Consider the following 14,943-nt stretch of genomic DNA (forward strand, 5'->3'; position numbering starts at 1 on the left):
GATTGTGAACAGGTTCTTAGACCAATCAGGATTAATCAAGCCTTGATGACAACCCAACCTTTAATCTTATGCCTAAGATTTGGGGTTGGTTCAGATTGTGGGCTTTTTTATTTGCCAAGTGATTGATTTTGCTTTACAATGCTAGGGCGTGTTGAGTATTGATAACATTTTATTTAAATTCAATAGAGATTTAAAGCCTTGATTGATTTTTGCATGAAAAATGGCTAAATCTGGTTTTTCTCACTTTTCATTGCAAATACCAATATTCAACACGCCCTATCGGTTTTAATCTAAAAAGGGGTAAGATGATGAAAAAAGTATTGGTGCTGGCTTTGACGGTGTTGATGACTGCTTGTAGTCAGGATGAAACGGTCAAAAACAACCAAGCAGAATATCTGGATACTCAAAAAAACCAAGTTATGCCAAGTGGCGAGCTAACCCCAAGCGAGACCATTAAAGCCCTTGACCAAAAACTTGCCAATGCAGGTAAGATTACCAAGCCTGAACAAATCAAATTTAGCACGGTTGCCTATGAGTATGAACTGCCCGATGAGATGAAGCAGGCGTGTAATTTTGACCCAAAAACACCCAAAGATGACGAAGATTTTTATGAGGAAGGTTTTTGTACGGGTATCAATATCAAACTGGCAAAAATCGAGCCACGTTGGATAGAGCGGATTGTCAATAAAAAAATTACCAATGATGATAATCCCAAACTGCTTAAATTTAAGCAAAATGTTGATGGGTTTGTGGGCGAGCATTTGGCACTTATCAATGAGATGAAGGAAGTTGCCAAAGAAAATGGCGAGTCCTTTGAGTCGTCGGCACCGAGCTATGCTTGGACGGTTGCCCCAGAGCTTATCCCTGCTCACAAAAACTTAGCTCAGGTTGCCATTACTGGCGATGTTTATATGGGTGGGGCTCACGGTATGCCATTTATGGAATATCTGATGTTTGATATGGATTTGCAGACGCAGATTGAGTTTTCTGATGTGATTGTGGCGGATAAGGCGAGCGATTTTCATGAGCTGGCTCATGCAGGGTTTAAAGAGTATCTAAAAAACGAGCTACAAATCACAACCAAAAAAGAAATCCAAGAATATGAGCAAACGTGGCAGTTTGAGATGACTGAAAATGCGTATTTTGGTAAAAATGGGGTGGTGCTGGTGTATCAGCCTTATGAAATGGGAGGTTTTGCACAGGGTTTTGTTGAGATTGTGGTGCCGTATGATGGTTTGCAAGGCATTATCCGAGAGGAATACCTGCCTAAGCAGACAGCCAAAACAGTGAACCAAGAGACAGTAAGCAAAGAGACGGCAGGTCAAAAGAAGGAGTAGGCAAGCCAAACGGATAAAGCTTGATGTATCATTAACCAAACATTAACAATGCGTTTCTTAATCGTGCTTGTTTTTCCTAATCGGTCTTGTTAGAATTTATCGCATTGGTGTTGTGCCAATAACATTATTCATCAAACCCAAGGAGTTGTTATGAAAAAGCTAGCCCTACTGTCTCTTGTCGCCCTAGCAGGCATGGCAAATGCCGCCACTTATGAGATTGACCCATTTCACACCAATGCCCGTTTTGCCATTGATCATTTTAAAACCAGCACCAACGTGGGTGGTGTGTATAGTCTGACAGGTGAGATGGAGTTTGATAAAGCCAAACGCACGGGTAAGATTGATATTGAGTTGCCATTGGCAAACCTACAATCAAGCTCTAAGGAGTTCACTGAACATCTGCTGAGTGCCGATTTATTTGATGCTGAAAAATACCCCACCATGCGTTTTGAATCTACCAAATTCAACTACACAGGCAAGGGCAAAGCACGCAAACTAAGCTCAGTAGATGGCAAACTTACCCTACTTGGTCAAACGCACCCTGTTCGTCTGCATGCCAATAAGTTTAACTGTTATGACAGCCCCATGGTAAAAACCGAAGTTTGTGGCGGTGATTTTAGCACGACCATTGACCGCACCAAATGGGGCATGGATTATTTGGTGAATGTCGGCATGGCAAAAAATGTCCGCATTGACATTCAAGTGGAAGCCGCTAAGAAATAATTTGTTTTAACTAAATCTTAACCAAAATCAAAAATCACCCCAAATTGTGTTGGGGTGATTTTTTATGGTTTTATAAAAATAAAAAGCGAATAATATGGGCGGTATTTAAAGTTATCACAATTTAACCATGTGGACGTAGGGACGTGCTGAGCACGTCCTTTGATGTGCCTTTATGGGTTGTAACGCTTTAAAAAATACGGTTCATGCCATTTAACGCCGCCACACGATAGGCTTCTGCCATGGTGGGGTAGTTAAAGGTGGTATTAATAAAGTATTCTAGCGTGTGACCACACTTCATCACCGCTTGTCCGATGTGGATAATCTCGGAGGCGTGGTTGCCGTAGCAGTGAATACCTAGGATTTGCAAAGTTTCACGGTGGAATAAGATTTTTAGTACGCCTGAACGTTCACCGATGATTTGGGAGCGAGCCAGATGTTTGAAAAAGGCTTGTCCGACTTCATAAGGGATTTGGTCGCGAGTTAAGTCTTCTTCGGTCGCCCCAATGCTTGAAATCTCAGGAATGGTATAGATGCCAGTAGGCACGCTATTGACAAACTCAGCGTGTTTGTCACCCACCATAAAGCCGGCAGCATTTCGCCCTTGGTCGTAGGCAGCGGACGCCAAAGACGGCCAGCCGATGACATCGCCCACGGCATAGATATGCTCAGCTTTGGTGCGGTAGGTTTGGTCAACTTCAAGCTGTCCACGACCGTTGGTAGATAAGCCAACCGCTTCTAGATTAAGCCCGTCGGTGTTGCCCGAACGTCCGTTACACCAAAGGATGGCGTCGGATTTGATTTTTTTACCGCTTTTTAGGTGCAAGACCACGCAGTCATCAAAGGTTTCTAGGCGTTCAATCTCTTCGTTGCTACGAATACGCACGCCAAACTGACGAAAGTCGTGAGATAAGGCATCTGAGATTTCGTTGTCAAGGTAGCTTAGCAGTTGGTCTTTGTTGTTAATCAAATCAACAACATAACCCAAACCTGTAAAGATGGATGCATACTCACAGCCAATCACGCCTGCCCCGTAGATGATGATTTTACGAGCGACATAGTCCATTTGCAAAATCTTGTCTGAGTCAAAGACACGGGGATGGTCAAAGTCAAGCAGGTCGGGACGATAAGGGCGTGAACCCACGGCAATCACTGCTTTTTCAAAGGTAACTGTCTTGGCACCTTCGCCATGAACCTGCTCGACTTCTAGGGTGTTCTTGTCAATAAAACGTCCCCAACCTTGGATAATCTCAACACGGTTACGCTCATAAAATAGCTTGTGGGTATTGACTTGACTGGCAATCACTCGCCGTGCTTTGCTTAGCACCTTATTTAGGGGAACCTGAAAGTTGTCGGTAAATGAGCTAAAAATGGGGTCACGTCTCATGCTGATGATGTTAAATACCGATTGGCGAAGTGCCTTACTGGGAATGGTGCCGACATGAGCACAGTTACCGCCTACTTGGTCACGGGGGTCGATGACTGCCACTTTAAGTCCTGATTTGGCAAGTTTCATCGCCGCTGCTTCACCAGCAGGCCCTGCCCCTAGTACCACGGCGTCATATTCAAAGCCGTGACGGGCTTTGCGTTTTTGGGGAGCGATGGCGATACGTTGACCGTCAAGGGGGCTAATTAGCGGGTGACTGAGGTCATGCTCTTCATGAGCTGGCGTGTTTGTGCTGTCAGGGGTTTTGATTTCTGCTTCGGGTAGGGCGGAACGTTTGGCTTGTTCTTTGATGGCGTGTTCTGCCTTGGTCTCATTTTTGGCAGGGTTTGGGGATTTACCTGTCGTCTCGGTGGGGTTGGTTTTGGTCATGATATTACCTTTTTGTTTATTTTAATTAACGAATGTTTTGCGTTAAAATCTCATCTAACTGCCACAGTCCTGTGGGTTTGCCAGTATTTTGGTCTATCTCTTGACGCACCTTGATGGTGTAGGCGGTGCCAACAGTTGGCGTAAAGCCAATGATGTTATTATAGCCAATACCGAACAGCTTATCATCATCTGCCCCGACGGGCTTGACCAGTAGGCATTGCATGGGCGTGGCAGAATGGCAAGCACTGCGATAAGGCATGACTTCTAGTGTTTCGCTGGCATTTAGGGCGACATTAGGGATATAACGTGGCTCAGGTACGGGCGGACGACTTTGGCACGCACTCAAAGAGATGATGAGTGTTAGGGGTAAGAGCAACAAAGAGTGATGTTTCATATTTTTCTCAGGGTTTATCAGTTTTAAATATTTTAAAAATCAGCCAATCCGCCGTGCCAAACCTGTAATTTGTAAAATCCGTGTGGCAATCTCTTCAACGCTCATTTCTGATACATTAAGGTTGGGGATTTTTTGGGCGGTGTAGATGGCTTGGATGGCACGCTGTTCTTCTTGGCACTGGGCAAGGGAGGCATAGCGAGAGCCTGCTTTTCGCTCTTGACGGATACGCACCAATCGTTCGGTGTCAATGGTCAGACCAAACAGTTTGTGGTGATAGGGCTGTAACACTTTGGGTAGATTGCTACTATCTAGGTCATCTTCAGTCAAAGGATAGTTGGCGGCACGAATGCCAAACTGCAAGGCAAGATATAGGCTTGTGGGGGTCTTGCCTGAGCGTGATAAGCCAACTAGGATGATGTCTGCCCCATCATAGTGATTAGTTCTTGCCCCGTCGTCATTATCCAAGGCAAAATGCACGGCGTCAATCCTTGCCTTATAGTCTTCGCTGTCCACTTGTCCGTGTGCCATGCCTGCATGGGAGTCAGGAGCCTCGCCTATTTCATTGGCAATGCGGGTAATTAACCCTTCATAGATGTCAAGGTTGGTGGCGTCCGCCCCATTGATGATATTGCGAATCTCATCGCTAACGATGGTGTCAAAAACTAAGGGTTTAAGTCCTGATAAACGATGAGCTTCGTTGATGCGTTTGACCGCTTCATGAGCCAACTCGGGAGTGTCCACATAGGGGATGATTTTGACGTCAAATTTGACATTGCCAAACTGGCTAAGCAGTGATCGTCCAAGTGTCTCGGCAGTGATGGCAGTGCCGTCGGAGATAAAAAAAGCACTGCGAAGTATCTCGGGGGCTTTAAACTGCTTGGTTTGATTCGCCTGCTCGTCTTGTTGGCTGGGTGTGGGGGTGTGAACGTACATGGCTATCCTTTATGTCCTGTGCCATACATGGGTAAACTTAAATGAGAGTATAGCACAAAAACAGGGGGTTTTGTAGAGAAAATTATCAACTGCGGTATGATGAGCAAAGAACGTGGCAAGCAAATAACTATTAATAAAACAGCATAAAAGTGCAAGAAATCCCATTGCCAATTTTTGGTAATTTTGTTAAAATAAGTTTATTTTTGTAAATATAAAAAGTGTAGATGTATAAAAGACGGTATCAACCATAATAACAATTACATCTTTTGGTAAGATGTATTCATGATTTCTCAGATGGTTTATGACCAAGGATTGTAATGTTTTCATTTTTATCGGTAGAATTTGCTTTATTGTTCATAGCATTTTTTATGCTTTATTGGGCATTTAAAAAAAGACCAGACATTCAAAATATGCTGTTGCTCATTATCAGCCATGCCATTATTTATTTGATGGCAGGCATGATGGCAGTTGGCATACTGTTTGTTTTTAGCATTGTCATTTATGTCATTGCTCGGCAAATCATCATCAGTCATCACAAAAAAACGTGGATGACGATGGGTATTATCATCACTTTGATAAATTTATCTGTATTTAAATATTATGAATTTTTCCGTGCTAATATTAGTCGTGCTTTAGAGATGTGGCAATTAGATAATACGGGACTTATGGCAAATATTATTTTTCCATTGGGTGTTTCTTATTATTCATTTCAAGCCATTAGTTATTTGGTAACGCTTTACCGACAAAGCGTGGTTTATGAGAAAAATGAACAAACTAAACAAAGTGAGCAAGAAAAACAAGATGAAAATAATGAAAATCCTATTTTTTATTTATATTTTTGGCAAGCATTAACGCACTTTTCGTTTTTTGCCACAATTTCGGCAGGTCCGATTACCCGTGTTAATGACACTAAAGGTTTGATTGACATTATGGGCAAGCCTTGTGGGATGTATGACCAATTAAATGAGCCAGAGTCACGCCAATTATTATACCCAAAAATCGCCTTTGCCTTGATTGTGCTTGCCCTTGCCAAAAAATGGTGGTTGGCAGGATATTTAGCGGATAATTGGGTCGATCCCGTTTTTGCCAATCCTGCAGGATTCCACAGCTTGGAAGTATTGACTGCCATTTATGGTTATACCTTGCAATTATTTTTGGATTTTTCAGGATATAGTGAGATGATGGTGGCATTTGGGTTGTTGCTTGGTTTTCGCTTACCCATGAATTTTAATGCCCCATTATTAGCTCATAATATTAGAGATTTTTGGGACAGATGGCATATTAGTTTATCAACATGGATACGAGATTATATTTACATTCCCTTAGGTGGAAGTAGAAAAGGTTTTTGGTTTACCCAGCTCAATCTTATTATTGCAATGGTATTATCAGGGATTTGGCATGGCTCAACCTTTAACTTTTTCTTTTGGGGGTTGTTACACGCCTTAGCCATTGCTTTATTAAATATTGGAGATTTGGCTTGCCAAAAAATAAGCGGTCATGTCAAAGGGCGTAATTTTTTGGCAAATACAGGCATCATTGGTAAAACGCTAGGCGTATTAATTACTGTGCATTTTGTGGTATTTGCTTTTGTGTTTTTTAGAGCGACAACATTAGATGAAGCATTATTGGTTTTTAATGCTTTATTTTTCAATCATATTAATGTAGCATGGACAAATAATCCGCTTTATCTATTGGCGATATTGGCATTGGCATTGGCATGGCTGATTTATCCATTATTTCATCGTCATCAAAAAAATGTCGGTCGGCTGATACTTAAAATGCCAAGTGTGATTTTTTATGTGTTGTGCTTTATGATATTTATGGCGGTGGTAATTTTGGCTCCGTCTGGCATTCCCGGTTTTATTTATGCAAATTTCTAAAAGATAAGATAAGATAAAAGGTATTATCATGAGCGAACACAAACAAGATGAGATTAGTCATATTGACAAGGCTGATATTGATGGTCAAAATGACATTAATCAAGAAAATAAAAATATTGATACAAAAATCATTGATAAAGAAAATACAGACGAAGAAATCATTTATCAAGAAGATAGTGATGATTGGGATAATGAAGTAATTAAACCAGATGATAATTTCAAACAATCCTTTATTAACACTCTCATGTTTTTGGTATTATCTACCGTCATGGGTATTTGGATAATGCAAAAATCAATCAATGCCTATTATCTACAAACTTATCATCAGCCTAGTCCATTAAATCTAATCAATCACCCTTTATGGCAAAAAGGGGGCAATATTGGCGATAGGTTATATACCTTGCATGATAATATTGCCAATAATATCGACAATATGAATAAAAGTATGATTGATGGGTTTAATGATAATTATGCCTATACTCCTGTTTATAAAGCCCAAATGGCAGAAAAAGCACGCCAAGAGCAATTACGCCAAGAGCAAGAAAGACAATTAAAAGCCCAAGCCCTAAAAGAAAATCAAGCCCAAAATGAATTAGAACAATCCTTAACGTTAAATAAAAGCCAAAAGGTATTTTTTGCTGGTGATTCGATGATGCAGGGCATTGCCCCACATATGCAAAAATATCTACAGGGCTTAGGCGTAGATTCGGTCAATCTTAGCAAACAAAGTACCGGCTTGGCATATCCTAAATTCTTTGATTGGAATAGCACCATTAAAAATACTTTGAGGTCAGATAGCAATATTAAAGTACTCATCATCATGCTTGGGGCAAATGACCCTTGGGATATGCCAGATAAACAGGGAAAATACCTAAAATTTAATAGCGAAGAATGGATAGCAGAATATCAGGCACGCATGAAAGATATATTGGATTTTGCCAAAGAAAGACAGGTGGGTGTGATTTGGGTAACGCCGCCAAATATGAAAAAAAATAAATTAAATGAACAAATGGTTCAGCTCAATGATGTGATGATGAATGAATTAGCTCGTCATAATGTCAAAGTGATTGATGCACGTCCTATCATGGGTGGGCGTAACAATGTTTACAATGATTATCTTGAAAAAGATGGCAAAAATATGAAAATGCGTAGCGGTGATGGTATTCATTTTTCTGGCGATGGTCAGCGGATTCTTGCCAAAGAAGTGCAATCTTATTTAATCATTGAGTGATATTATCATTTGATAACTAAAAAGAGTATTCATGAATTTAACAAAATTTAGCTTTAAGCCTACCTTATTAATCATGGCGTGCGTGTCGGTATCGGCTCATGCCAATCTAGCCAACTTTGGCGAACCCAACACCAATGCCCTAGCACAGGCAATGGCAAATCACTCGGTGCATATCGTCCAACTGGGCGACAGCCACACCGCCGGCGATACCATGACGGATGCTCTAAGAAATCGCTTGCAGGGCGTGATGGGCGATGGTGGCATGGGCTGGGCGATGCCGATGTATTTTAGCGGTCAGCGTATGACACGGTTTAGCTATGATAATGTCGATTTTTCGCCAATTTCTAGCCGTACCAACCAAAGCGAGTACTATACGCTGGGCGGACTGATTGCCAGACCCAAGGTCAATGGGGCAAGCCTCACTCTAAAACCCAAAAAAGGGGCAGAACCTGCTCAGCGTATTTGGGTGAGCATTCGTCAGCAACCGACAGACGGTAGATTTACAGGGGTGGACGCTTATGGTAAGCGGTTTGTGTTAGAGACGGCACGTAAGGACGGTACATGGCAGATGGTGAGCGTGGACGTGAATTTGCCGTTTACTATTTATAATGACAATGCCACAGGCTCGGCGATTGGCGGTTGGTGGGCGTTTAATCCTAGTGGGCGTGGGGCGGTGGTGTCGGCATTGGGCATCAATGGCTCTGAGCTGTCGCATTGGAATAGGTGGAATACGCAGGCGTGGCAAAGCGAGCTTGCCACCATTCGCCCCACGCTCATCGTACTCGCCTATGGCACCAATGAAGCCTATAATGGCGTGTCAGGCCAGAGCGTGCGTACGACTTTGACCGAAAAAATCGGCCAAATCCGTGCCGTCAGCCCAAGTTCGGCGGTCATGGTGTTAGGCTCGCCAGAAGCTCTAAAAAGCACGGGCGGTAGTTGTGGTACACGCCCTGCCACGCTCACAGACGTACAGACTGCCCAACGGCAAGTCGCCCAAGCCGAACGTACGCTCTACTGGGATTGGCAAGGGGCGATGGGTGGGGTTTGTTCTATGAAATCATGGATAAATCGTGGGCTTGCCAATAAAGATGGCGTGCATTTTAGCCAGTCAGGTTACACTCGTCTGGGCAATGAGTTGGCAAATGACATTTTGTTGTTGTCATCTGTCTCAAATGGCGGTTTTGTCAATACCGCCCTAGCCCCACAGCCTATTTCTAACAATGCCAGTCAAGGGCGTGGGTATATTCGCATTGAACGGGCGAATTAAAAAACATAACTTCGATTCAAAAGAGTTGCTAAAAAAAGATGCAATCAGAGACTAAAACCTAAATCAGTTTATTTATCAGAGTATTGTTAAAATTCTTCTGAATGTTATCAAGGCTTCTTTGAAATGGTGTGGTTTCTAGTTTGGGGTTTTTAAGGAGATTTTTTCTCCCCATTGCTCTTGTTGGGTTAATTGAGTTGTACAGCCAACAAAATTGAATTTTACTACGGAAACCGTTCGCCCTGAGCTTGTCGAAGGGTTGGTTTCCGTCATGGTTCGACTTAGCTCACCATGAACGGAAACCGTAGTACTTTTTCATTTTGTAGAGTGTATCTTAATTAACAATCTAAAATATACCCAGAGCAATCGCACTACCCCTTACCAAACAACAACTGTTCAAGATAAGACTTATTCTGTGAAGCTCTCATTTTACTGCGTTTCACAGAGAGTTTAGCATCCCCATTGACTCGAATTAAGTTTAATGCGGTACGAGTCAGTAATGCTTTATTTGTTTTTTCATTACGTTCAAGACTTTTTTGGTCATCTTCACTAAAGATAACATCTAACACCCAATGCTGACTGTTTTCAATAGACCAATGGTTACGAATGGCATCAGCAATCATATTAACATCTGTCAGGGAGCTTAGGTAATAACGGTGTTCAGTGGTCACCTTATCTTTAACATCACGAATGGATTCTACCATGACCACTGCATGAAGGTTAGTCCAATCATCTTTACCTGATAACCAATCAAGTTGTGTTGATATCGCATAACGTCTTGTCTCAATACGACCGTGGTCTTTTTCGACAGTCTGTATGCTGGTAATGTTGTTATTATTAAGCTTGCTGTTTAACCACAGTACGATGTCTTCATACAAAGTTTTGTGGTTTTGCTTTAAGGCAAAGATGTAGTTGGCTTTTGCTTTGATGATTTGTTTGCTGATGTCTTTTTGACAGTAAATGGCATCGGCTGTCACTATACTACCGCTGATGTCAATGAGTTTTAACAGTTGGGGTAATGTGCTAATTTCGTTGTTTTTATCAGCAATGTCAACTTGAGCAAGAATGAGTTTGGTTTGACTGGCAAAGGCAGTAACAAGCTGTAATGCGTTGTCATTTTTGTAGCCACCTTGGATGAATTTACCATCAATGGCGATGTGTGGATGATTGGCTTGGGTTTGATTTATCCACTCACTAAAGTATCGACTAAGTTCATCTTTGTTAAGGCGTTTAAAGACATTGCCAAAGGTGTCATGTGAGGGCATGCCATGGGTTAAGTCAAGAAATGTGGCAAACCATGTTTTGTTTTCACTGCCAAAGTCTTCTGTATCTACCCAGTCATGATAACCACAGATAACTGCGGTTAGGGCAATGGTGAGAATGTTTTTAAGTGGGTGTAGCAGGTTTTTGTTTTGACGCCTCGGGTCATGAACCTATGATAAATAGTCAATGGGGTTTGTGAGCATAAAGAATGTCCTTTTTGCTCACATTTTAATGATTTATTGTGGGTTTGTCGATGGTTGTAGTGCGATTGCTCTGAAAATATACCAAATTTTGTTGTAAATAGTATTATTTATGATATAATATAGGTGTTTTCTGTATAATTTTATCTCCTTGCTTTTTGCATTTTTGTGTTTTGCTCTTAATTAAAAGAGTGATGGGGATTTTTATTGTCTTGTGATGTGTTTGATCTACGTAATAAGTCTAACATCCAAACTAATCATTAAATGAGAGATGAACCATGATTGTTTATAATAACTTATTTAAAAAACTGTTTTCTGCAATATTTCTTTGTGGGGTCTTGACTGCCTGTGGTGGTGAAAAACCTGCTTCTTCTGAAAACGAAAGTATTCAAAATGCATCCGATTCTAACCAAAAACATGCTACAACTTTAAAAGTTGCCGTCAATCAGGATATGCCTCCTTTTGTCTTTTTGGATGAAAAAGGTAATTTTATTGGCATTGACGTGGACGTGATTAGACGTATCGGAGACGAGATGGGCTTTGGGGTAGACTTTCATCCGATGCCATGGAAGGAATTATTCTCTTCGGTGGAGGCAGGCAAATATGATTTAGCCATCGCTGGGATTTCTTATAGTGATGACAGGGAAATTCAACATGGTCTGACAAAATCTTATCTGCATGTCCCCTCCGCTATTGTTTATCGTGAAGACAATCCTAAGTTTTTTAATAAAAATATCTCATCGTTATTGGATCTAAAAGGGGCAAAGGTTGGTGGTATGGAAATTGCCAAACAGGTCAAACAGATGGAGGCTATCGGTGGTTATGAAAGCATGAAACATACTGACACTTCTTATTTGGCATTTAAAGAAGTTGTTCAAGGCAAAATAGATGCTACATTTGAGGATCGTCAATTACTTCAATATTACATCCAAAATCATGCTGATTTAGGTGTTAAATTAAGAATTGTGGATTATGAAAATGAGCAAAACCCAGAGGCTCGTCAGGTTATTATGGTTGCCAAAAAAAACCAAGAATTGCTAGCCAAACTCAATCAGGGTATTGACAAGCTGATTGCCAGTGGCGAAATTAAACGTATTGAACAAAAATGGTTGCAGTAATTGCCAAGATGAGTGATTTTATGGATATATTTATTTAATAAATATATCCATTTTTTTATAAAATAAAAATAGCGTATTGGCAAATTTATCGTTATAATTTGTCCAACTTTCACAAAATAAAAAGGTGTTCGTATGGCACAAGTTATCCCCTTTAACAAACTAGGCAAAGACGATGTTGAGATTGTCGGCGGCAAAAATGCGTCTTTGGGCGAGATGATTAGTAACCTAGCCAATGTTGGCGTGTCTGTACCAAACGGCTTTGCCACGACCGCAGAGGCGTTTAACCGCTTTTTGAACGAAACGGGTTTGCTTGACAAAATCAATGCCGAGTTAAAAGGCTTGGATGTTGATGATGTTGAAAAACTTGCCGAAGTGGGGGCAAAAGTGCGTGCCTGGGTCATCGCCCAAGCATTGCCAAAAGACTTAGAAGACGAGATTCGCACGGCATTTGATACGCTTACAGGCGGTCAAGATGTGGCGGTGGCGGTGCGTTCGTCAGCGACTGCCGAGGATTTGCCCGATGCGTCTTTTGCAGGTCAGCAAGAGACATTCCTTAACATTCAGGGCATTGACAACGTGCTTATCGCCATTAAAGAAGTGTTTGCAAGCCTTTATAACGACCGTGCGATTGCCTATCGTGTACACAAAGGCTTTGAACACGCAGGCGTGGCGTTGTCGGCAGGCGTTCAGCGTATGGTACGCTCGGAGACGGGTACGTCTGGCGTGATGTTTACGCTTGACACCGAAAGCGGATTTAATGACGTGGTATTTATCACGGCAAGCTATGGCTTGGGCGAAATGGTGGTGCAAGGGGCGGTAAACCCTGATGAGTTTTATTTATCCAAAAAACTTCTTGCCGAAAACCGCCCTGCCGTGGTTCGCCGAAATCTTGGCTCAAAACACATCAAAATGGTCTATGGCGATGAAGGTACGACCAAACGCTCAACCAAAATCGTGGACGTAGAAAAAGCCGACCGTCAGCAGTTTGCCCTAAATACCGATGAGCTAACTCGCCTTGCCAAACAAGCCCTTATCATTGAAAAACACTACGGCTGTCCTATGGACATTGAGTGGGCAAAAGACGGCGATACGGGTGAATTGTTCATCGTGCAAGCCCGCCCCGAGACCGTCAAATCTCGCCAAGACAAAACCAGCATGGAGCGTTACGTCATTAATAGCAAGGGGGCAAAAGTCCTATGCGAAGGGCGTTCTATCGGTCAGCGTGTCGGTGCAGGCAAGGTGCGTATCGTAACGAATTTGAACGAGATGAGCAAAGTTCAAGACGGCGATGTGCTCGTGTCTGACATGACCGACCCTGATTGGGAACCTGTGATGAAGCGTGCCAATGCGATTATCACGAACCGTGGCGGACGTACTTGCCATGCGGCGATTATCGCTCGTGAGCTTGGCGTACCTGCCATTGTCGGCTGTGGCAACGCAACCGAGCTTTTGACGGACGGACAAGCGGTAACGGTATCGTGTGCCGAAGGCGATACGGGCTTTATTTATGACGGCATTTTGGACTTTGACGTGCAAAAAAATTCTGTCGCCAGTATGCCACAGCTTGGCTTTAAAGTCATGATGAACGTGGGCAACCCTGACCGTGCCTTTGACTTTGCCCAAATCCCGAACGAAGGCGTAGGCTTGGCTCGCTTAGAATTTATCATCAACCGCATGATTGGCGTACACCCAAAAGCCTTGCTTAACGTGGACACCTTGCCCCAAGAGACCCAAGCCCAAGTGTTTGAGCGTATCGCAGGGTACAACTCGCCTGTGGAGTTTTATATCAACAAACTCATCGAAGGCATCTCAACGCTTGCCGTGGCATTTAAAGACAAGCCTGTCATCGTGCGTATGAGTGATTTTAAATCCAACGAATACGCCAACCTAATCGGCGGTAAGCTGTATGAACCACACGAAGAAAACCCCATGCTCGGTTTCCGTGGGGCGAGTCGTTATATTTCGGACAATTTCCGTGATTGCTTTGAGCTTGAATGCCGTGCGTTGAAGTACGTCCGTGATGACATGGGGCTAACCAACGTCAAAATCATGATTCCGTTTGTGCGTACCAAAGGCGAAGCCCGCCAAGTCATTGAATTACTTGAAAAAAATGGGCTAAAACGTGGCGAGAATTCTCTTGAAATCATCATGATGTGCGAGTTGCCAACCAATGCCTTGCTTGCTGATGAATTCTTGCAATATTTTGACGGTTTTTCAATCGGTTCAAACGACCTAACTCAGCTTACGCTAGGGCTTGACCGTGATAGTGGCATTGTGTCGCACTTGTTTGATGAGCGAGACCCTGCGGTCAAAAAACTGCTTAGTATGGCGATTGAAGCGTGTCGCAAACAAGGCAAATATGTCGGCATTTGCGGTCAAGGACCGTCCGACCACCCAGACCTTGCCAAATGGCTCATGGAGCAAGGCATCAGCTCAGTATCGCTAAACCCTGATACGGTGCTGGATACTTGGTTATTTTTGGCGGATAAATAAAACCTATAAGACTGGGCTGTCCAATCAGTCCAGTTTTTAAAATATTTTTAAAATTTTTATAAAAACCCCTTGACGAAATTTTAAAATAAGCTATAATACGCACCCATAGCAAACAAGCTAACCGCTCATGCCAGTGTGGTGAAATTGGTAGACACGACGGATTCAAAATCCGTTGCCTAATAAGCGTGTCGGTTCGAGTCCGACCACTGGTACCAACTACAAACCCTTGATTTTTCAAGGGTTTTTTATTTTTTAAAAATAATATCCGGGTCCCTGAACCGCACCCCAAAGCTC

General features: G+C 42.5%; 10 protein-coding genes, 1 tRNA gene and 1 pseudogene. 8 read left to right on the forward strand and 4 right to left on the reverse strand.

What is annotated here, in order from left to right; all coding sequences use genetic code 11:
- Nucleotides 1-305: 305 nt before the first annotated feature.
- A complete protein-coding gene (locus B5J93_RS00005; RefSeq protein ID WP_079323836.1) occupies nucleotides 306-1,337 on the forward strand; it encodes a DUF3298 and DUF4163 domain-containing protein in 1,032 nt (343 codons plus the stop codon).
- A gap of 150 nt (nucleotides 1,338-1,487) precedes the next feature.
- Entirely contained in the window at nucleotides 1,488-2,060 is a 573-nt protein-coding gene (locus B5J93_RS00010; protein WP_079323837.1) for a YceI family protein, read from the forward strand.
- A gap of 187 nt (nucleotides 2,061-2,247) precedes the next feature.
- Here B5J93_RS00010 and sthA read toward each other — a convergent pair whose 3' ends face one another.
- Genes sthA through ppsR form a run of 3 tightly spaced genes read right to left on the reverse strand, consistent with a single transcriptional unit; the run spans nucleotide 2,248 to nucleotide 5,200 of the window.
- Nucleotides 2,248-3,873: a Si-specific NAD(P)(+) transhydrogenase gene (gene sthA, locus B5J93_RS00015; protein ID WP_228144818.1), complete on the reverse strand. Its 1,626-nt coding sequence runs from the start codon at nucleotides 3,871-3,873 to the stop codon at nucleotides 2,248-2,250.
- Between the two features lie 25 nt (nucleotides 3,874-3,898).
- Nucleotides 3,899-4,267, reverse strand: a complete 369-nt coding sequence (locus tag B5J93_RS00020; RefSeq protein WP_079323838.1) for a DUF4377 domain-containing protein — start codon at nucleotides 4,265-4,267, stop codon at nucleotides 3,899-3,901.
- Between the two features lie 39 nt (nucleotides 4,268-4,306).
- Nucleotides 4,307-5,200 (reverse strand): posphoenolpyruvate synthetase regulatory kinase/phosphorylase PpsR, encoded by an 894-nt coding sequence (ppsR, locus tag B5J93_RS00025; RefSeq protein WP_079323839.1) that lies wholly within the window; start codon nucleotides 5,198-5,200, stop codon nucleotides 4,307-4,309.
- A gap of 317 nt (nucleotides 5,201-5,517) precedes the next feature.
- Between ppsR and B5J93_RS00030 the strand changes: the two genes are divergently transcribed.
- Genes B5J93_RS00030 through B5J93_RS00040 form a run of 3 tightly spaced genes read left to right on the forward strand, consistent with a single transcriptional unit; the run spans nucleotide 5,518 to nucleotide 9,578 of the window.
- Complete coding sequence (locus B5J93_RS00030; protein WP_079323840.1) at nucleotides 5,518-7,080, forward strand: MBOAT family O-acyltransferase; 1,563 nt, start codon at nucleotides 5,518-5,520, stop codon at nucleotides 7,078-7,080.
- Between the two features lie 28 nt (nucleotides 7,081-7,108).
- Nucleotides 7,109-8,311 carry an SGNH/GDSL hydrolase family protein gene (locus tag B5J93_RS00035; RefSeq protein WP_079323841.1) on the forward strand — a complete coding sequence of 401 codons (1,203 nt, stop codon included), beginning with the start codon at nucleotides 7,109-7,111 and terminating at the stop codon, nucleotides 8,309-8,311.
- A 31-nt stretch (nucleotides 8,312-8,342) separates the two neighbouring features.
- Nucleotides 8,343-9,578, forward strand: coding sequence for a GDSL-type esterase/lipase family protein (locus B5J93_RS00040; protein WP_079323842.1), 1,236 nt, complete (start codon nucleotides 8,343-8,345; stop codon nucleotides 9,576-9,578).
- A 368-nt stretch (nucleotides 9,579-9,946) separates the two neighbouring features.
- Here B5J93_RS00040 and B5J93_RS00045 read toward each other — a convergent pair.
- Nucleotides 9,947-10,996: pseudogene (locus B5J93_RS00045) on the reverse strand (ISAs1 family transposase); the annotation flags it as partial.
- Nucleotides 10,997-11,316: 320 nt separating this feature from the next.
- Here B5J93_RS00045 and B5J93_RS00050 point away from each other — a divergent pair.
- The 3 genes from B5J93_RS00050 (at nucleotide 11,317) to B5J93_RS00060 (ending at nucleotide 14,864) form a co-directional block, all read left to right on the forward strand.
- Nucleotides 11,317-12,156 carry a substrate-binding periplasmic protein gene (locus B5J93_RS00050; RefSeq protein ID WP_079323844.1) on the forward strand — a complete coding sequence of 280 codons (840 nt, stop codon included), beginning with the start codon at nucleotides 11,317-11,319 and terminating at the stop codon, nucleotides 12,154-12,156.
- A gap of 132 nt (nucleotides 12,157-12,288) precedes the next feature.
- Nucleotides 12,289-14,649, forward strand: coding sequence for a phosphoenolpyruvate synthase (gene ppsA, locus B5J93_RS00055; protein WP_079323845.1), 2,361 nt, complete (start codon nucleotides 12,289-12,291; stop codon nucleotides 14,647-14,649).
- A gap of 129 nt (nucleotides 14,650-14,778) precedes the next feature.
- Nucleotides 14,779-14,864: transfer RNA gene (locus tag B5J93_RS00060), tRNA-Leu, on the forward strand.
- The last annotated feature ends 79 nt before the right edge of the window (nucleotides 14,865-14,943 follow it).

It is taken from the genome of Moraxella equi (genome assembly GCF_002027555.1).
Taxonomy (GTDB): domain Bacteria; phylum Pseudomonadota; class Gammaproteobacteria; order Pseudomonadales; family Moraxellaceae; genus Moraxella; species Moraxella equi.

What these genes read in the sequence shown, in the direction of transcription:
- B5J93_RS00020 (WP_079323838.1), bottom strand. Translation starts at nt 4,267, where the DNA reads ATGAAACATCACTCTTTGTTGCTCTTACCCCTAACACTCATCATCTCT.
- B5J93_RS00040 (WP_079323842.1), top strand. Translation starts at nt 8,343, where the DNA reads ATGAATTTAACAAAATTTAGCTTTAAGCCTACCTTATTAATCATGGCG.
- sthA (WP_228144818.1), bottom strand. Translation starts at nt 3,873, where the DNA reads ATGACCAAAACCAACCCCACCGAGACGACAGGTAAATCCCCAAACCCT.
- ppsA (WP_079323845.1), top strand. Translation starts at nt 12,289, where the DNA reads ATGGCACAAGTTATCCCCTTTAACAAACTAGGCAAAGACGATGTTGAG.
- ppsR (WP_079323839.1), bottom strand. Translation starts at nt 5,200, where the DNA reads ATGTACGTTCACACCCCCACACCCAGCCAACAAGACGAGCAGGCGAAT.
- B5J93_RS00050 (WP_079323844.1), top strand. Translation starts at nt 11,317, where the DNA reads ATGATTGTTTATAATAACTTATTTAAAAAACTGTTTTCTGCAATATTT.
- B5J93_RS00030 (WP_079323840.1), top strand. Translation starts at nt 5,518, where the DNA reads ATGTTTTCATTTTTATCGGTAGAATTTGCTTTATTGTTCATAGCATTT.
- B5J93_RS00035 (WP_079323841.1), top strand. Translation starts at nt 7,109, where the DNA reads ATGAGCGAACACAAACAAGATGAGATTAGTCATATTGACAAGGCTGAT.
- B5J93_RS00005 (WP_079323836.1), top strand. Translation starts at nt 306, where the DNA reads ATGATGAAAAAAGTATTGGTGCTGGCTTTGACGGTGTTGATGACTGCT.
- B5J93_RS00010 (WP_079323837.1), top strand. Translation starts at nt 1,488, where the DNA reads ATGAAAAAGCTAGCCCTACTGTCTCTTGTCGCCCTAGCAGGCATGGCA.